Origin of the sequence: Actinomadura montaniterrae (assembly GCF_008923365.1) — a bacterium.
Lineage (GTDB): Bacteria > Actinomycetota > Actinomycetes > Streptosporangiales > Streptosporangiaceae > Spirillospora > Spirillospora montaniterrae.
This window is the reverse complement of the sequence record NZ_WBMR01000196.1, coordinates 1-17,308: the sequence shown is the minus strand read 5'-3', so window position 1 is coordinate 17,308 and position 17,308 is coordinate 1. Positions and strand designations below refer to the sequence as shown.

Annotated in this window: 18 protein-coding genes and 1 riboswitch; of the genes, 5 read left to right on the top strand and 13 right to left on the bottom strand. The window is 74.0% G+C overall.

Translation table 11 applies throughout. The features are described from left to right. Positions 1-402 precede the first annotated feature (402 nt). The 6 genes from F9B16_RS39765 to thiO form a co-directional block, all read right to left on the bottom strand. Positions 403-1,254, bottom strand: a complete 852-nt coding sequence (locus F9B16_RS39765) for a deoxyribonuclease IV (protein ID WP_151545426.1) — start codon at positions 1,252-1,254, stop codon at positions 403-405. Positions 1,255-1,297: 43 nt separating this feature from the next. Next, positions 1,298-3,241 (bottom strand): Stk1 family PASTA domain-containing Ser/Thr kinase, encoded by a 1,944-nt coding sequence (gene pknB, locus F9B16_RS39760; RefSeq protein WP_151545425.1) that lies wholly within the window; start codon positions 3,239-3,241, stop codon positions 1,298-1,300. 36 nt (positions 3,242-3,277) lie between these two features. Beyond that, on the bottom strand, positions 3,278-4,264 hold the full coding sequence (locus tag F9B16_RS39755) for a DMT family transporter (RefSeq protein WP_151545423.1): 987 nt from the start codon (positions 4,262-4,264) through the stop codon (positions 3,278-3,280). A gap of 159 nt (positions 4,265-4,423) precedes the next feature. After that, positions 4,424-5,215 carry a thiazole synthase gene (locus F9B16_RS39750; protein WP_225992359.1) on the bottom strand — a complete coding sequence of 264 codons (792 nt, stop codon included), beginning with the start codon at positions 5,213-5,215 and terminating at the stop codon, positions 4,424-4,426. Positions 5,216-5,218: 3 nt separating this feature from the next. Then, positions 5,219-5,419 (bottom strand): sulfur carrier protein ThiS, encoded by a 201-nt coding sequence (thiS, locus tag F9B16_RS39745; protein WP_151545422.1) that lies wholly within the window; start codon positions 5,417-5,419, stop codon positions 5,219-5,221. A gap of 31 nt (positions 5,420-5,450) precedes the next feature. Beyond that, complete coding sequence (thiO, locus tag F9B16_RS39740) at positions 5,451-6,575, bottom strand: glycine oxidase ThiO (protein WP_151545420.1); 1,125 nt, start codon at positions 6,573-6,575, stop codon at positions 5,451-5,453. Beyond that, a riboswitch (TPP riboswitch) is annotated at positions 6,566-6,679 on the bottom strand. Its footprint overlaps the gene before it by 10 nt. A gap of 94 nt (positions 6,680-6,773) precedes the next feature. Here thiO and F9B16_RS39735 point away from each other — a divergent pair. The 4 genes from F9B16_RS39735 to F9B16_RS51605 all read left to right on the top strand — a co-directional run bounded on the left by F9B16_RS39735 (position 6,774) and on the right by F9B16_RS51605 (position 9,457). Then, positions 6,774-7,997 (top strand): NAD(P)/FAD-dependent oxidoreductase, encoded by a 1,224-nt coding sequence (locus F9B16_RS39735; RefSeq protein WP_151545418.1) that lies wholly within the window; start codon positions 6,774-6,776, stop codon positions 7,995-7,997. Positions 7,998-8,066: 69 nt separating this feature from the next. Then, entirely contained in the window at positions 8,067-8,450 is a 384-nt protein-coding gene (locus F9B16_RS39730; RefSeq protein WP_192809214.1) for an Rv2175c family DNA-binding protein, read from the top strand. 115 nt (positions 8,451-8,565) lie between these two features. Further along, entirely contained in the window at positions 8,566-9,237 is a 672-nt protein-coding gene (thiE, locus tag F9B16_RS39725) for a thiamine phosphate synthase (protein ID WP_151545417.1), read from the top strand. A 58-nt stretch (positions 9,238-9,295) separates the two neighbouring features. Next, positions 9,296-9,457: a hypothetical protein gene (locus F9B16_RS51605; RefSeq protein WP_192809213.1), complete on the top strand. Its 162-nt coding sequence runs from the start codon at positions 9,296-9,298 to the stop codon at positions 9,455-9,457. An 80-nt stretch (positions 9,458-9,537) separates the two neighbouring features. Here the strand turns inward: F9B16_RS51605 and F9B16_RS39720 are convergent, their stop codons facing one another. From F9B16_RS39720 to F9B16_RS39705, 4 genes are all read right to left on the bottom strand, one after another. Continuing rightward, the gene (locus F9B16_RS39720) at positions 9,538-10,662 is read right to left on the bottom strand and encodes a serine/threonine-protein kinase (protein WP_225992358.1); all 1,125 of its coding nucleotides are present in this window, start codon (positions 10,660-10,662) and stop codon (positions 9,538-9,540) included. 86 nt (positions 10,663-10,748) lie between these two features. Beyond that, a complete protein-coding gene (locus tag F9B16_RS39715) occupies positions 10,749-12,917 on the bottom strand; it encodes a beta-glucosidase family protein (RefSeq protein WP_151545415.1) in 2,169 nt (722 codons plus the stop codon). After that, the gene (locus F9B16_RS39710) at positions 12,917-13,474 is read right to left on the bottom strand and encodes a carboxymuconolactone decarboxylase family protein (protein ID WP_151545414.1); all 558 of its coding nucleotides are present in this window, start codon (positions 13,472-13,474) and stop codon (positions 12,917-12,919) included. The genes F9B16_RS39715 and F9B16_RS39710 overlap by 1 nt, the downstream gene beginning before the upstream one ends. 75 nt (positions 13,475-13,549) lie before the next feature. After that, positions 13,550-14,659: a polyprenyl synthetase family protein gene (locus F9B16_RS39705; RefSeq protein WP_151545412.1), complete on the bottom strand. Its 1,110-nt coding sequence runs from the start codon at positions 14,657-14,659 to the stop codon at positions 13,550-13,552. Positions 14,660-14,852: 193 nt separating this feature from the next. On the opposite strand from F9B16_RS39705, the gene metF reads away from it, so the two are divergent. Then, entirely contained in the window at positions 14,853-15,788 is a 936-nt protein-coding gene (gene metF, locus F9B16_RS39700; RefSeq protein ID WP_151545410.1) for a methylenetetrahydrofolate reductase [NAD(P)H], read from the top strand. Here metF and F9B16_RS39695 read toward each other — a convergent pair. The 3 genes from F9B16_RS39695 to F9B16_RS39685 all read right to left on the bottom strand — a co-directional run. Then, on the bottom strand, positions 15,725-16,327 hold the full coding sequence (locus F9B16_RS39695; RefSeq protein ID WP_151545408.1) for a GNAT family N-acetyltransferase: 603 nt from the start codon (positions 16,325-16,327) through the stop codon (positions 15,725-15,727). The genes metF and F9B16_RS39695 overlap by 64 nt on opposite strands. A gap of 10 nt (positions 16,328-16,337) precedes the next feature. Continuing rightward, the gene (locus tag F9B16_RS39690; RefSeq protein ID WP_151545406.1) at positions 16,338-16,670 is read right to left on the bottom strand and encodes a hypothetical protein; all 333 of its coding nucleotides are present in this window, start codon (positions 16,668-16,670) and stop codon (positions 16,338-16,340) included. Positions 16,671-16,682: 12 nt separating this feature from the next. Then, the coding region (locus F9B16_RS39685) for a hypothetical protein (RefSeq protein WP_225992357.1) at positions 16,683-17,308 on the bottom strand (626 nt) is incomplete at its 5' end.

Sequence of the window (17,308 nt, the reverse complement as noted above, 5' to 3'; positions counted from 1 at the left end):
ACCGTGCATTAGCGTGGCCCATGAAGACCTCCGAGACGGGTGAAGACGGCTATCTCCACCGCACTCGGAGGTCTTCGCTTTGATCAACCACCAACCCGGCGTGTCACCAACCTCACGGCCGAGTACAGCTAGACGGCCTTCCCTTCGGCGGGCAAAGCGGCGATCGCTGTGTTGATTGCACCGCCCTCGGCGGTCGGGCGTTGGACGCCCTCCCTTCAACGGGCGCTGCGGCGATCGCAGCATCGCTCCGACTCGGCCCTGGGGGCCTCGCTGCGCGATCAGATTCTTGCTTCGCTCGAATCTGGCTTCGCACGCGATCGCAACGCCCCGGTCGTCGCCTGCCTGAGCTTACGGACGATCATCTTGCGGCCTGTTGTGGCTGATGCCCCGGCTCGGGCTCTTCTAGTCGGCCCTTAGGGACTTGAGGGTGGTGATGTCCTTGGCGTGGGGTTCGGGCGCGCGGCCGGGGGTCTCGATGATGAAGGGGACGCCGGCCACGGCGGGGTGGCGGAACAGGTCGGCGAAGGGCTGCTCGCCGATCCGGCCCGCGCCGATGTTCTCGTGGCGGTCCTTGGCGGAGCCGCAGACGTCCTTGGAGTCGTTCGCGTGGACGAGCTTGAGGCGGCCCTCGCCGACCGTGGCGACCAGGGCGTCCATGGCGTCCTTGACGCCGCCGGGTGCGGCGAGGTCGTGGCCCGCGGCGAACGCGTGGCAGGTGTCGAAGCACACGCCGAGCTTCGGATGGTGCTCGAGGCGCTCGAAGAACGGCCCGAGGTCCTGGACCTTGGCGCACAGCATCTTGCCCTGCCCGGCCATCGGCTCCAGGAGCAGGTCGGGGCCGTCGTCCGGGATCTCCTCCAGCAGGGGGAGGACGTGGTCGTGGATCTGGGCCATCGCCGCGTCGTAGCTCTGGCTGACGGCGGAGCCGGTGTGGACGACCACGCCGCGGGCGCCGATGGCGCGGCCGCGGACGAGGGAGTGCCGGACGGTCGCGATCGACTTGGCGAGGGTCTCCTCGCTGGGCGAGCCGAAGTTGACGAGGTACGGGGCGTGCACGTAGACGGGCACGTCGGTGCGGGCGAGGAGCTTCGCGTCCTCTGCGGGTTTGCCCTCGGGCAGCGCCCAGCCGCGCGGGTTGGCGACGAAGACCTGGATCGCCTCGGCGCCGATCTCGGCGGCGTACTTCAGGCCGCCGGTGGCGAGCCCGCCGGCCACGGGAACGTGCGCCCCGATGGGGCTCTGCGGTGCGGTCATAGCCCGTTCAGCCTAGCCGCCGGGTCCGACCGTCCGGTCCCGGTCAGGGGCCCTTCACCAGGGTGACGGTGGAGCCGCGCGGGGCCTCGCCGCTGTTCGGGCTCTGGAACCGGACGGTGTTCCCGCCGAAACCGGTGACGTTGACGTTGAAGCCGGAGTCCTCGAGGGCCTTCTTGGCGTCGCTGACCTTCCGGCCGGTCACGTTGGGGACGGGGATGTTCTGCTGAGGCTCGCCGTCGTTGCAGCCGAAGTGGATCGGGCCCGCGTCCACGATGCAGTCGCGCTTGTTGACGACGATGGTGACGTCGTCGCCGTCGGACACGCCGGTGCCCTCCGCCGGGTCCTGGCTGATGACGGTGTTCGCGGGCTTGCCGTCGACCTTCTTCTTCTGCACGGTGACGTTCAGGCCCATGGAGCGCAGCTGGTTGGCGGCGGCGTCGCCGTCGGTGCCGACGACGTTCGGCATGGACATGCCGCTGCTGAGGATGACGTCGACGGGCTTGTCGGGGGACAGCTTCTCGCCCGCGTCGGGGTCGGTGCCGACGACCTTGTCCTTGGGGACCGTCTGCGACGGGGTCGTGCTGGTCTTGCCGACGGTGAAGCCCTTGCTCTGCAGGGTCCGCTTCGCGTCGTCGAGGGACTTGCCGGACACGTCCGGGACCTCGCGGGGGGTGATGCCCTTGGACGGGGTCAGCGTGACGGTCTCGCCCTTGGCGATGCGGGCCCCGGCGGGCGGGTCGCTCTTGGCGACCATGCCCTTGTGGACGTGGTCGTCGTAGACGGCGGTGGCGACGCGGACGTCGAGGCCGGCGTGGTCGAGCTCGCGCTGGGCGTCCGCGACCTTCATCCCGATGATCTGGGACGGGATGTGGTCGTACTGGCCGGACGTCTGGTACCAGACCGCCCAGCCGAGCACCACGGCGGCGATGGCGCCGATGGCGATCAGGACGTACTTGCCGGTGAGCGCGCCGAGCGCCCGGTCGGTGCGGGAGCGCGGGGCGTACCCGGACGGGAGGGTCTCGGGCGGCAGGGTGCTCGCGTCGAGGACGGCGGTGTGCCCCTGCGGCGGCCCGGCGGGCGGGGACTCCAGCATGCTGGTGGCGTTGCGGGACGCCTCCTCCATGCGGCGGTCGAAGTCGCGCGGCAGGCCGCCGAAGACCTCGGCGACCTCGGCCAGGTACTGGTTGGCGTCCTCGGGGCGGCGCGCCGGGTCGTGGCTGGTGGCGTCGGTGACCAGCTCGTCGACGCGCTGCGGGATGCCGGGCACGACGCTGGACGGCGGCGGGACGACCTCGTTGACGTGCTTGTAGGCGACGGCGAGGGGCGTGTCGGCCTGGTGCGGGAGGTGGCCGGTGAGCAGCTCGAACAGCATGATCCCGGCGGCGTAGACGTCGGAGCGGACGTCGGCGGTGCCCTGCAGCACCTGCTCGGGCGCGAGGTAGCCGACGGTGCCGATGATCATGCCGGTCTTGGTCATCTTGCTCGCGCTCTCCGCGCGGGCGAGGCCGAAGTCGGCGACCTTGATGGTGCCGTCCTCGCAGATCAGCACGTTCTCCGGCTTGACGTCGCGGTGCACGAGGCCGGCCCGGTGCGCGGCGCCGAGCGCCGCCAGCACCGGCTGCATGATCTCCAGGGCGGAGCGCGGGCCGAGCCGGCCGAGCTCGGTGAGGGCGTCGCGGAGCGTCCGGCCCGGGACGTACTCCATCACCAGGAAGACGTGCTCGCCGTCGGAGCGCTGGTCGTACACGGCGACGACGTTGGGGTGGGAGAGCGCCGCGGCGGCCTTGGCCTCGCCGATGAAGCGGGCGACGAAGTCCTCGTCGGAGGCGAGGCCGGCGTGCATCACCTTGATCGCGATCGTGCGGTCCAGCCGGATGTCGCGGGCCACGTACACGGTGGCCATGCCGCCGCGCGCGATCCGGGACTCAATGCGGTAGCGCCCGTCGAGCACCTGCCCGACGAGTGGATCTGCAACCGACGTGTCCATCGGTGCGAGTTTACGGGCGAATGACGGATGTTCTCATCAGTCGTGAGTATGAGCATCGATGAGCCGCGGGTCGGACGCGGGCGCGGGCGGGTCCGCGGCGGCGGCCACGGGGGAGGCCGGGCGGGCGCGGCGCAGGCCGCGGGTGCTGCGGGACACGGCGACGCCGGCGAGGCACAGGACGCCGCCGCCGAGCGTGATCAGGCCGGGGACCTCGTCGAGGAACAGCCACGACATCGTGACGACGAGCGCGGGCACGGCGTAGGTGGTGGCGCCCATCTTCCCGGCGGACGTGCGGGCCAGCGCGTAGCCCCAGGTGGTGAAGGCGAGCGCGGTCGGGAAGACGCCGAGGTAGACCATGTTCAGGGTCGCGCCGGCGGGGGCGCCGGCGGCCTGCGAGACCAGCTGCGGCGCGAACGGCAGGCAGGCGACCGCGCCGATCGCGCAGGCCCAAGTGGTGAACTGCAGCGGCGTCGCGTGCCGGAGCGCGGGCTTCTGGCTGACGACACCGAACGCGTACGTCACCGCGGCGACCAGGCACAGCAGGACGCCGCCGATCGAGGAGCCCCCGCCGCCGGACATCGACAGCCCGACGATCGCGGCGCCCGCGAACGACACGGCCATGCCGGCCAGCAGGCGCGGCGCGAAGCCCTCCTTGAGCAGCCAGCCGCCGAGCAGCGCGATGAGGATCGGGCCGATGTTGACGACGAGGGACGCGGTCCCGGCGTCCACGAGGCGCTCGCCCCAGTTCAGCGCGACCATGTAGGCGCCGAACCACAGCACACCCGCCGCCACGATGCCGGGCCAGGCGCCCTTCGGCGGCAGGCCCTCGCGGCGGACGAGGCAGATCGCGGCGAGCACGACGGTGCCGGAGAGGAGCCGGCCGAGCGCGAGGGCGCCGGGGCCGTACTCCGCGCCGGCGCTGCGGATCGAGACGAACGCCGAGGCCCACAGCACGACCGTGACGGCCGCCGCCGCGACGGCGAGCCGGTCGACGCCCGCTCGCGGGGCACTGCCCTGTTGCATGTGACGCACCTTAGGTTCGGGACGTTTCCATGAACACCGAAGGGTGCGGCGCGGTTGCGGGCGGGCCTTCCGGTGGACGCCCTCAGTCTGGGGACGTCCACCGTTCAGGTCCAGCGAATATTTCTTCAGTCGAAGCTTTAGCCCTGCTTCACCGACCGGTCAGGACGACGCGAGGCCCTCGAACGGCGAGGACGCCTGGGCGTAGCGGCGCTTGGGGATCCGGCCGGCCAGCCGGGCGAGCCGCCCCGCCTCGACGGCGTGCCGCATCGCCGCGGCCATCCGGGCGGGCGACTGCGCGCGGGTGACGGCGGTCGCCAGCAGCACCGCGTCGCAGCCGAGCTCCATCGCCAGCGCGGCGTCGGACGCGGTGCCGAGCCCCGCGTCCAGGATCACCGGGACCCCCGCCCGCTCGACGATCAGCTCGATGTTGTGCGGGTTGCGGATGCCGAGCCCCGACCCGATCGGCGACCCGAGCGGCATGACGGCCGCGCAGCCGAGCTGCTCCAGCCGGTGCGCGAGGACGGGGTCGTCGTTGGTGTACGGCAGGACGGCGAAGCCGTCGTCGACGAGCTGCTCGGCGGCCTCGACCAGCTCGATCGGGTCGGGCAGCAGCGTCCGCTCGTCCGCGATCACCTCGAGCTTGACCCAGTTCGTGCCGAGCGCCTCGCGCGCCATCTTCGCCGTCAGCACGGCCTCGCCCGCGGTGAAGCAGCCCGCGGTGTTCGGCAGCACCCGGATGCCGCACTCGGTCAGGACGTCCAGCACCGAGCCGCGCGCCGACGGGTCGACCCGCCGCATCGCGACCGTGGTCAGCGCCGTCCCCGACGCGGTCAGCGCCTCGCGCAGCACGTGCATGCTGGGCGCCCCGCCGGTGCCCATGATCAGCCGGGAGCCGATCTCCTCGCCGGCGATGACCAGGCCGTCGCCGCCGTTCGCCGTCTCGTCCGTCACCGGTCAGCCTCCCTGCACCGCGGTCAGCACCTCGAGGCGGTCCGCCTCGCGCAGCTCCGTCGCCTCCCACGCCGAGCGCCGGACGACCTCGTCGTTCAGCGCGGCCGCCACGCCGGACGCGGCGGTGGTCACGGCGGCGACCGCCTGCGCCACGGACGCCCCGTCGGGCAGCTCGCGCGGTTCTCCGTTCACGATGATCTTCATACCTGCACGACCTTCATCACTGCGGCTTTCGTCACTGCGGTTCGGGGGAGAAGCGGGCGGGGGAGAACGGGGCGGCCACCTCGGGCACGGGGCCGTCCAGCAGCATCGCGGCGAGGGCGTCGGCGCTGACCGGCGCGAGCAGGATCCCGTTGCGGAAATGGCCGGTGCCGAGGTAGAAGCCGGGCAGCGCGGTCGGCCCCATCAGCGGGGCGTTGTCCGGGGAGCCGGGCCGCAGGCCCGCGGTGACCTCGGCGAACTCCAGCTCGGTGATGCCCGGCAGCAGCTCGCGGGCGTCCCGCAGCAGCTCCCACAGCCCGCCCGCGGTGACCCGCGTGTCGAAGCCGAGCTCCTCCTGCGTGGCGCCGATGACGATCTCGCCGTCCGCGCGCGGCACCAGGTAGATCGACGAGCCCTTCACGAGGCCGCGGGTGGTGCGCCGCAGGAACGGCACCGGCGTGCGGAGCCGGATCACCTGGCCCTTGACGGGGCGGACGGGTGGAACGGTCCCGGCGGGCAGGCCGCCGAGGTCGCCCGACCACGGCCCGGCGGCCAGCAGCACCTTGTCCGCGCGGATCTCGGTGCCGTCGTCCAGCCGGACTCCGGCGGCGGTGTCGTGCTCGACCAGCACGCCCTCCGCGCGCCGCCGCACCAGCCGGACGCCGAGCCGCTCGCCCGCCGCCAGCAGCGCCGGGGCGAGGCGGCGCGGGTCGACCGAGCCGTCCTCGGGGGCGAGCAGGCCGCCGCGCACGCCGGGCGCCAGCATCGGCTCGGCCTTGCGGCACTCGCGGCCGGTGAGCGCCTCGACGGGGATGCCGAGGCTCTCCTGGAAGGCGCGGAGGTCGTCCAGGAGCTTCAGGTCGTCGGCGTCGAACGCGACCTGGAGCGTCCCGTCGTCGCGGTAGCCGGTGTCGAGGCCGGTGGCCTCGGCCAGCTCGGCGGCGAACGCGCCGTAGCGGTCGCGGGAGGCGAGGCCGAGCCGCAGCAGCGGCTCCTCGCCGTAGCTCAGCTCGCTGACGGGGGTGAGCATGCCCGCGGCGACCGACGACGCGCCGCTCGCGGGCGCCGGGTCGACGAGGGTGACGGCGGCGCCGCCCTGCGCGGCCCGCCAGGCGGTGGCCAGGCCGATGACCCCGGCCCCGATGATCACGATTCGCACTGCGCGCTCCCTTCGCCGGCATGATCCGGATCAGGTCGTGGCGGTCGGCGGCCCGGTCAGCCGCCCTCTCAGCCCGGTCGCACCGGACTCCCGCGCTATGTCTTGTTATGTCCCCCACCATACGGCCAACGGCCCGGATGCACCTGTCTGGACACCCGTCCAAAACCGCGCCGGGGCGCCCGGTTAGGGTGGGCGCCCATGAACAGGGTCATCGTCGTGGGCGGCGGGCTGGCGGGCGTGCGGGCCGCCGAGGCACTCAGGAGCAAGGGGTACGAGGGCGCGCTGACCCTCGTCTCGGCGGAGCGGCACATGCCCTACGACCGGCCGCCGCTGTCGAAGGCGGTGCTGGCGGGCGACTCCGACGACACCACCGTCGACGCCGACTGGGACGCGCTCCGCTGCGAGCTGCTGCTCGGCGAGCGCGCGACCGGCCTGCGCCTCGACGGCCCCGGGCGCGGCGGCACGGTCGCCTCCACCGCCGGCGACCTGCCCTTCGACGGCCTGGTCATCGCCACCGGGGCCGAGCCCGTCACGCTGCCGGGCGACGGCCGCCAGCACGTCCTGCGCACCATCGACGACTCCCGCGACCTGCGCGGACGCCTCACCGAGGGCGCCCGCATCGTGATCGTCGGCGCGGGCTGGATCGGCGCCGAGGTCGCCACCACCGCCGCGAAGAAGGGCTGCGCCGTCACCGTCGTCGAGGCCGCCGACACCCCCCTCGCCGTCGCCCTCGGGCAGGAGATCGGCGCGCTCACCATCCCCTGGTACGCCGAGGCGGGCGTCGAGCTGCGCACCGGCGTCAAGGTCGCCGCGGTCGAGCACGGCGGCCTCGCCCTCGCCGGGCCCGGCGGCGGCGAGCGGATCGACGCCGACGAGGTCGTCGTCGGCATCGGCGTGCGGCCCGCGCTCGGCTGGCTCGAAGGCTCCGGCCTGCTGCTGGAGCGCGGCGTCGTCACCGACGCCTCGTTCCGGACCGTCATGGACGACGAGACCGGGACCGTCCGCCCCGACGTCGTCGCGGTCGGCGACTGCGCCGCCTGGTGGTCGGACCGGTACGGGCGCCGCCTCCTCGTCGAGCACTGGGACACCGCCCTCAACGCCCCCGACACCGCCGCGGCCGCCCTGCTCGGCCAGGACGCGGTCTACGACGCCGCCCCCTACTTCTGGTCCGAGCAGTTCGGCCGGATGGTGCAGTACGCCGGGAACCACGCGCGGTCCGAGCGGCTCGTCCACCGCGGCGACCCGTCCGGCCGCAAGTGGGCGATCGCCTGGCTGACCGGCGACCGGCTCGACGCGATCCTGACCGTGGACCGGCCCCGGGACCTGGTGCAGGCCAGGCGGGTGATCGCGGCCGGGACGCCGGTCGACCCGGAGGCGATCGCGGACCCGGACGTGGCCGTCCGCCAGGCCGTTCGCGGGTAGCGGAACCTCACCGGCGGTAACGGCGGCCGGGCGGGTTTGAGGCTTCCGAAGGCGTGGTAGCAAGGGGGCGTGACCCAGACGCACGCAACCGTTGACAGCGCACTGGACCCCCGCACCGACGCCCTCGCCGGCGACTGGCTCTCCCTCCGGGAGACGGCGGAGCGGCTCGGCATCAAGACCAGCCGGATCAAGCAGCTCATCAGCGAGCGGAAGCTGCTGTCGGTCCGCCGCGACGGCGAGCCGATGGTGCCGGCGGCGTTCATCCGCGACGGCCAGGTCATCAAGGGCCTGTCCGGCACGCTGACGCTGCTGTCGGACGCCGGCTTCGACGAGGTCGAGACCCTCCGCTGGCTGTTCACCGCCGACGACACGCTGCCCGGCACGCCCGTCCAGGCGCTCAGCGAGAACCGGGGGACCGAGGTGCGGCGACGCGCCCAGGCCCTGGCATTCTGACCCGAACCGACCGAGCGACCGGCCGCGGGGTCACGCCGCCGCGCGTGGCCCCGCGCCGCATGCCCGCCGGGCAGGCCGCTCGACGCAAGCACCGCGAAAGGAAACCGCCCCCACCGTGTCCAGGCACATCCCGACCGAACGGGCCGTGGCGCTGCGCGCCCGGCTCAGCCGCGCCCGCCTCTACCTCTGCACGGACGCGAGGGAGCGGCAGGGGGACCTTCCCGCGTTCCTGGACGCGGCGCTGGGCAACGGCGTCGACATCGTCCAGCTGCGCCAGAAGGGCCTGGAGGCCCGGCAGGAGATGGCCTACCTGGAGGTGTTCCGGGCGGCGTGCGAGCGGCACGGCGCGCTGCTGGCGGTCAACGACCGCGCCGACGTCGCCCGCGCGGTCGGCGCCGACGTGCTGCACCTCGGGCAGGACGACCTGCCGGTGCCCGCCGCCCGCGAGATCGTCGGCGGGGACGTGCTGATCGGCCGGTCCACGCACTCCGACGAGCAGGCGTCCGCGGCGTCCGCCGAGCCGGGCGTGGACTACTTCTGCGCGGGCCCGGTGTGGCCCACGCCGACCAAGCCGGGACGTCCCGCGCCCGGCCCGAAGCTGCTGGAGTACGTGGCGGCGCAGCGCCAGTCCCGCCCGTGGTTCGCGATCGGCGGCGTCGACCTCGGCAACCTCGGCGCGGTGCTGGACGCGGGCGCCGAGCGCGTCGTGGTCGTCCGGGCGATCACCGAGGCCGCCGATCCGGGCGCCGCCGCGGCCGAGTTCGCGCGCCGGCTCGCCGCGGCCTGACCGGGGGCGACGGGGATCACGGTGCGGGCGGTCCCGCCGATGGCCGACAATGGGGATCATGAGCGTGGGACCCGACGACGACCGGCCGGTCGACCTGGGCGACGACCTGGAGATCCTGCCGGACCAGACCTCCGACGACACCGACACCGGCTGGGGCGAGTGGCGCGGCGGCGGCGATGACGACGCGCGGCTGCTCGACGAGCGCCCGCCCCACTGGTGAGCGCCGCACCGGTGAACACCCACTGGTGAGCGCAGCACCGGTGAGCACGTGCCCGGCGGGCGCCGGAGGGGCGTGCGCCGCTAGAACAGGATGCCGAGCACGAAACCGGCGATGATCACCGCGGCGAGCGCCAGCATCATCCGCCAGCGGTAGCGCGGGATGCGGGTCGGCCGCGGCTTCGGCGCGGGCCCCTGCCCCTCGCGCAGCGCGCGGACGAGCTGCGGCGCGGTGGGCCGCGCCGCCGGGTTCTTGTCCAGGCAGCGGGCGGCGAGGTCGCGCAGCGGCCCGTCCATGTCGCCGAGTTCCGGCGGCCGGGACGTCACCCGCCGCATCACCGCGGCGCCCGGACCGCTGCCGAACGGCGGCCGTCCGGTCGCGGCGAACACCATCGCGGCGCCCCAGGCGAACACGTCGGCGGGCGGCCCGACCGGCTCGTCCTCGATCTGCTCGGGCGCCATGTAGCCGGGCGTGCCGACCGGGCTCGTGGTCAGCGGCTCGGTGCGGGCCAGCGCGTCGGCGGCGCGCGCGATGCCGAAGTCGATCACCTTGGCGCCGTCCGGGCCGAGCACCACGTTGGCGGGCTTGAAGTCGCGGTGCACGATCCCCGCGCGGTGGATCGCGGCGAGCGCGCCGGCGGTGCGCAGCGCCGCCTTGCGCAGCTGCGGGGCCGGGAGCGGCCCGTCCTCGTCGACGACCCGCTGCAGCGTCGGCCCCTCGACGAACTCGCTGACGATGTAGGGGCGGTCGCCGGTGACGTCGGCGTCCAGCACCCGCGCGGTGTGCCGCCCGGCGACCTTCCGCGCGGCCTCCGCCTCCTTGACGAACCGGCTGCGCGCGCGCTGCCCGGCGTCGAGGCCGCCGCGCAGCACCTTCACCGTGACGAGCCGGTCGTCACCGTCGCGGCCGAGGTAGACCACGCCCTGGCCGCCCTCGCCGAGCCGCCCGAGCAGCCGGTAGCCGCCGATGCTGCGGGGGTCGCCGGAGCGCAGCGGCCGCTCGTGCCGCCGGCCCCGGCCCTGCCGCGGGCCGGGACGCTTCCCGCCCGTTCCCGCCGCCTGCGCGGACGTGCCGGGGCGCGGCCCCGGCGGGCGGCCGTGGGGCTGCCCCGCGCGTCCCTGCCCGGAACGGGCCTGCTGGCCGTTGCGGGACTGGGCGGGACGCGCGGTGTGGGGGGTCGTCCTCCCGCGGGAGGTGTCGTGCGGCAAGGGGGGACTCCGACTCGGCGGGGACGGACGAAGAATTCCTCATTTGTACCCTGTCACCGCGGACCGGGGCAGCGGAACCCCGATCTTTACTTCGCGGCGCAGGTCCCGAAGCTCCCGGTCTGCTCGATGTCGCGCTCGGAGCCGCCGACCATCACCTTGTAGCAGCCGCCCGCCACCTTCCACGCCTTGGCGCCCTGGTTCCAGTACGCCAGGGACCGCGAGGTCAGCGGGAACGCGACGCGCTTGCTCTGGCCGGGGGCCAGGGCGACCTTGGTGTAGCCCTTGAGCTGCCGGGGCGGCTGCGGGACGTCCACGCCCGCGGAGGGCAGCCCGAGGTACAGCTGCGGGACGGCGGTCCCCGCACGGGTTCCGGTGTTGGTGACCGTGACCTGCACCGACGTGGACGACGCGGTCAGCCCGCTGTAGCGGAACGTCGTGTACGACAGCCCGTACCCGAACGGGAACGCGGGCGTGAGGCCCTTGGTGTCGTAGTGCCGGTAGCCGACCATGACGCCCTCGGAGAACGTGACGGTCTTGTTCACGCCGGGGAACTGCGACGGGTTCCCGGCGAGGGGCGCGTCGCCCTCGGCGGCGGGGAAGGTGACCGGCAGCCGCCCGCCCGGGTCCACGTCCCCGTACAGGACGCGGGCCAGCGCGTTCCCGCCCTCCTGGCCCGGGTACCAGGCCTCGACGATGCCCTTCACCTGGTTCCGCCACGGGGTGAGCACCGGGCCGCCGGTCTCCAGCACGACGATCGTGTTGGGGTTGGCCTTGGCGACGGTGCCGATCAGCGCGTCCTGGTCGCCGCGCAGCGGGTCGCCGCACTTGAGCGTCAGGCAGGAGCGGTCGAAGAACTCGCCCTCGCTGTCGGTCGCGAAGACGATCGCGACGTCGGCCTTGCGCGCGGCCTCGGCGGCGGCGCCCGCGTCGTCGCCGTCGTTGTAGCTGATCTTCGTGCCGGAGCCGGCGCGGCGCGCGATGCCGTCCTGCGCGCTGACGGACGTGAACGGCACGACGTTCGCCGACCCCGTCCCGCTCTGGCTCTCCTTCGCGGCCCGCCCGATCAGCGCGATCGAGGACGGCGACGTCAGCGGCAGGATCCCGCCCGCGTTGCGCAGCAGCGTGATCCCGCCCTCCGCGATGCTCCGCGCGGCCGTCCGGCTCGCCGTCCGGTCGATCGCGGCGAGGTCGTTCGGGTACGCCTGCCGGTCGAACACCCCGAACGCGAACATCGTCCGCAGCACGTTGCGGACGTGCCCGTCGATGGCCGCCTGCGTGACCTGCTTCTGCGCGACCGCCATCTTGAGCAGGAACGCGTTGTACTTCATGCCGATCGGCAGCTCCATGTCGAGCCCGCCGTTGGCGGCGGCGACGGTGTCCTGCACGGCGGTGTGGTCGGACGGCACGAACCCCTTGAAGCCCCACTCCGACCGGAGGATCCCGTCGAGGACGCCGCCGTCCTGGCAGGCCCACCGCCCGTTCAGCTTCCCGAACCCGCACATGACGGTCGCGGCGCCGCCCTGCTTCACCGCCCCCTCGAACGGCGGCAGGTAGATCTCCCGCAGCGTCCGCGGGTCGACCTTCATGTCCAGCGACAGCCGGTCGCTCTCCTGCGTGTAGACGGCCATGTGCTTGACCGACGCCATCACGCCCTGCGCCTGCGCGCCGCGGATCCACGCGGCCCCGAGCCCGGACGACAGGTACGGGTCCTCGCCGAAGCCCTCGAACGAGCGGCCGTTGCGCGGCGCGCGCAGCACGTCGACGGTCGGACCGAAGATCAGGTCGTTGCCGCGGTGCTTGGCCTCCCACCCGACCGTCCCGCCGTACAGCCGCGCCGCCGCGGGGTCGAACCCGGCGGCCAGCGAGATCGGCGCGGGCAGCCGGGTCGCCTTGCCCTGCCGGACGCCCGCCGGGCCGTCGGCCATGTAGACGGGCGGGATCCCGAGCCGGGGGATGCCGCTGTTGGTGTCGGCGTGCGCGGTGTCGATGAACCCGCCGAGCGGGCCGCCGAGCGGGTCGTCCGACGCGAGCATCGCGATCTTCTCGTCGTCGGTCATCTTCGCCATCAGCAGCGCGGTCCGCCTGTCCGGGCCGAGGGCGGTGTCGCACCAGGGCCGCTGGGCCGGGTCGCCGCACCGGGTCTGCGCGGCGCCCGCCGGGGCCGCCGCGGACAGCGGCGCCGCGAGCGCGAGCACGGACACCAGCGCCCCCGCGGTCGGCGTCCACCGTCCTGTCCTCCGTCCGGCGCGGCGCATCAGTGCCCCTCCCCGTCCTGGACGTCCTCGTCTTGGACGCGCAGCGCGTTCAGCGCGAAGGCGACCATGTGGTAGTGCCCGACGAGCATCACCAGCTCGATCAGCTCCCGCTCGTCGAACCGGGCCGACAGCGCCGTCCACGTCGCGTCGGTGAGGGTGCTGCGCTCGTTCAGCTCGTCCGCCGCCGTCAGCACCATCAGGTCGTCGTCGGCCCAGCCGTGGTCGTCGAGCGGCAGCCGGAGCGCCGCGACCTCGGTCTCGGTGAGGCCCGCGGCGAGCGCGAGCCGGCGGTGGTGCCCCCACTCGTACGCGCAGTCCCGCAGGTACGCGGTCCGCATGATGGCGAGCTCCCGGTCGCGGTCGCTCAGCAGGCCCTTCATCAGCAACGCCGTGCCGAGCCCGATCCAGCTGCGGAACAGCTTCGGGTGCCGGCCGAGCGTGGTGAGGACGTTCAGCGGCCCGATCGACGCGGTCGCGGCCCGCAGCGTGTCGTCCCACTCCGCCTCGGGCAGCGGGGCGACGCGCGGCACGCGGTTCCCGGGGATGTCTGCGCACATGGCGACATTTCTGCCACCAAATGGTGGGATGGTGCTACCCCACCAGCCTCACTTTGCCAATTCGTTGCATTCGGCTCAGGTGCGGCGCGCGGTGGCGGCGATCGCCAGCTCGGCGAGCGCGTCGCGCGCCTCTTCGGCGACCGGCGCGGCGGCCAGCGCCCGGCCCACCTCGTCCAGGTAGCCGTCGATCATCGCCTCGCAGGCCGCCAGCCCGCCGGTCTCCTCGATGATCGTGCGCGCCTCGTCCACGCCGGGACGGTCCAGCTCCGGGTCGCCGAGCCGGCGCTCCAGCGCCGCCGCCTGCGCCCGCGAGGCGCGCTCCAGGGCGAGCGCGACCAGCACCGTCCGCTTGCCCTCGCGCAGGTCGTCGCCCGCGGGCTTGCCCGTCTCGGCCGGGTCGCCGAACACGCCGAGCACGTCGTCGCGCAGCTGGAAGGCGATGCCGAGCGGCAGGCCGTAGCCGGTGAGCGCGGCGGTCACCCGCGGGTCCGCGCCGGCCAGCGCGGCGCCGAGGTGCAGCGGCCGCTCGACCGTGTACTTGGCGCTCTTGAACTCCACCACCCGCAGCGCCGTGTCCACCGTCGCGCGGCCGCGGGTGCCCTCCAGCATGTCGAGGTACTGGCCGCACATGACCTCGGTGCGCATCAGGTCGTAGACGGACCGGCCGCGGCGGCGCCGCTCCTCGTCCAGCTCGCAGGTCTCGAACATCTCGCTCGACCAGGCCAGGCACAGGTCGCCGAGCAGGATCGCGGTGCCGGAGCCGAACGGCACGGCGGCGCCGGGCCAGCCCTGCGCGCGGTGCAGCGCCTCGAACCTGCGGTGCACCGACGGCTGCCCGCGCCGGGTGTCGCTGGAGTCCATCACGTCGTCGTGGATCAGCGCGCTCGCCTGCAGCAGCTCCAGGGACGCCGCCGCGTGCACGATCGCCGGGTCGTCGACGCCGCCGCCGGCCGCGCGCCAGCCCCAGTAGCAGAACGCCGGGCGCAGCCGCTTGCCGCCCGCCAGCAGCGCGTCCAGCGCCGACAGCAGCGGCCCGAGGTCGTCGCTGATCGCCAGCAGGCCGGGGCGCTGGCGGTCGACGAAGGCCAGCAGCGCCTCGTCGACCTGCTTGCGGACGCGGCTCCAGGACGGATGGAGCGAGCCGGGGGATGCGATGGGTCGTCCTCCCACGGGCAGGCTTGGCATGCCCGTGATCGTATCCAGCCGGACGGAATCCACCGGCCAGCTATTGAGCGATATGTCAGTACATCGTAGGAAATAGAGGCATTACGTTGGTGTAGACGTGTGCAGGATCACGCGTAACGGACGCGGGCCGGGGCACTCCCGCGGCCCCGCACGGGCCGGGATCCGCGCCGGACCCCCACTGTAGGCTTGGGGGATGCGACCCGTACGTCCCGACCGGCCCCCCACCGTCCGCGAGCTCCTGGCCTCGGGCGAGCGGTCGTTCTCCTTCGAGTTCTTCCCGCCCAAGACCGACAAGGGCGCGCGGAACCTGTGGCGTACGATCCGCGAGCTGGAGCCCCTCCACCCGACGTTCGTGTCGGTCACCTACGGGGCGGGCGGCGGCACCCGCGACACGACCGTCGACATCGTCGAGCGCATCGCCACCGACACCACCCTCACCCCGGTCGCGCACTTCACCGCCGTGAACCACTCCCAGGCCGAGCTGCGCAACCTCATCGGCCGGTTCGCCGCCGCCGGCGTCCGCAACGTGCTCGCGCTGCGCGGTGACCCGCCCGGCGACCCGATGGGGGAGTGGGTCAAGCACCCCGAGGGCGTCGAGTACGCCGCCGAGCTCGTCCGCATGATCCGCTCCTACGGCGACTTCAGCGTCGGCGTCGCGGCGTTCCCCTACAAGCACCCGCGCTCGCCCGACATCGAGAGCGACACCCGCTACTTCGTCGAGAAGTGCCGCGCCGGCGCCGACTACGCCATCACCCAGATGTTCTTCCGCGCCGACGACTACCTGCGGCTGCGCGACCGCGTCGCGGCCGCGGCCTGCGAGACGCCGATCATCCCCGGCATCATGCCGGTCACCAAGTACAGCACCATCGAGCGGTCCGAGCAGCTGTCGGGCGCGCCGTTCCCGCCCGAGGTCAGGGCCCGCTTCGACGCCGTCGCCGACGACCCCGAGGCGGTCCGGCGGCTCGGCATCGAGCACGCCGCCGACCTCTGCCGCGAGCTGCTCGACCAGGGCGCGCCCGGCATCCACTTCATCACCTTCAACCAGTCGACCGCGACGCGCGAGGTCTACGGGCTGCTGGAGGCCGGCGGGTACGGCGCCAAGGGCAGCGTCCCGCCCATGACCGCGTAGCGGGGACCGCCGCCGGGGAACTCGAAGTCGGTCAGCAGGTCCACCATGCCGACCGAGCGGTACAGGTGCCGGGCCGGCGTCTCCGGGCGCCGGTCCAGCGTCGACAGCACGACCGTCCGCTCCGGGCGGCCCTCGCACAGCGAGGTCAGCAGCGCGCGGCCGAGGCCCCTGCCCTGCGCCTGCGGGTGGACGTGGAGCTCCGCCACCTCGAACGAGTCGTCCATCCACGCCGCGGCGTGCGCCTCGCCGCCGAGGTCGATGAGCGCCTGGTACACCACGTCGTGCCACCACTGCCCGCGCGCCCCCCGGAACCCGTACGCGAACCCGTGGACCGGGCCCGGCAGGCCCGGCAGGGCGCCGCGCCGCTCCGCGACGAACGCGCGGAACGACGGGTAGGCCGCGTGCCGCTCCATGATCGTGTGCCGGCCCGGCAGCTGCTCGTCCGGCGGCTCCATCGCGGCCCGGTACACCTCCAGCATGGGGTGGAGCCGGCGTAGGAAGGCGCGTTCGTCGATCTCGCGCAGCTTCGGGTCCCTCACCCGACAGAGACTAGACCCGCGGGGTGGTCCGCTGCGTGGACGACAGACGGTCGTAGATGTCCCAGAGGATCCGGTCGGCCGCCTTGCGCAGCGTCCCGCGCTGCGCGTCGAGCCGCCCGCCCCACTCGCGCGCCTCCGGGCCCAGCCACGCGTCGGTCGAGCCGAGCGTCCGCACCGGCGCGTCCAGGGCCCGCCGGACCTGGTCGATGCTCCCGTACGCGTCGGCGTACGCGTGGTACAGCCGCTCGTACTCCGGGTTCGGCTGCTCCGCCGGCGACAGCTCGGCGGCCGACGCGGCGGTGTACGGCGGAGGCAGGCTCCCGGGAGGCGGCGGAGCGGCCATGGCGACCTCACATCAGGCGACGTTGCTCGGTGTGCTCTTCGGATGCGGTGTGCTCTTCGGGTCCGGTGTGCTCTGCGGGTTGGCTGTGCTCTGCGGCTGCGGCGAGGCGCCGCCGGGGGCGCCCTCGGCGTGCATGCGCGCGTCCAGATGCAGCTTGACCAGGGCCTCGCGCGTCCTGGCGCTCATGTTCGCCTCGGTGACGACCTGCACCGCCGCCGGACGCACCCCGGCCCGGTCGGCCTCGGCCAGGTACGCGCGCAGCCACTTCACGTCCATCGTCAGATGGTGGCTGGAAGTGCCGAGCGACCCGCGGACGGCCTTCAGCCGCGCCGCGTCGCCGTGCGCCGCCCTGACCAGGTCCGCCGCGCCTGCCGGTCCGAGCCGCGCGTACAGCGTCTCGGTGTAGTCGGGATCCCCGGCGTCGGCCGCCAGCCGCTTCCACACCGCGTCCGGGACGGGCTTGCCGGCCTGGACGGCGGCGGCGACGGCCAGCGCGTCCGCCCTGGCCGCCTTCTGCGCCGCCGGACGGTCCGGGTAGCCGCCGAGGTCGCCGGCGCCCCGCGGCGTCGGCGCGACCGTGCGCACGGGGGACGTCCGGCTCGGCGGGCGCACCGGGCGGGGCGTCCCGCCCGGGGTCC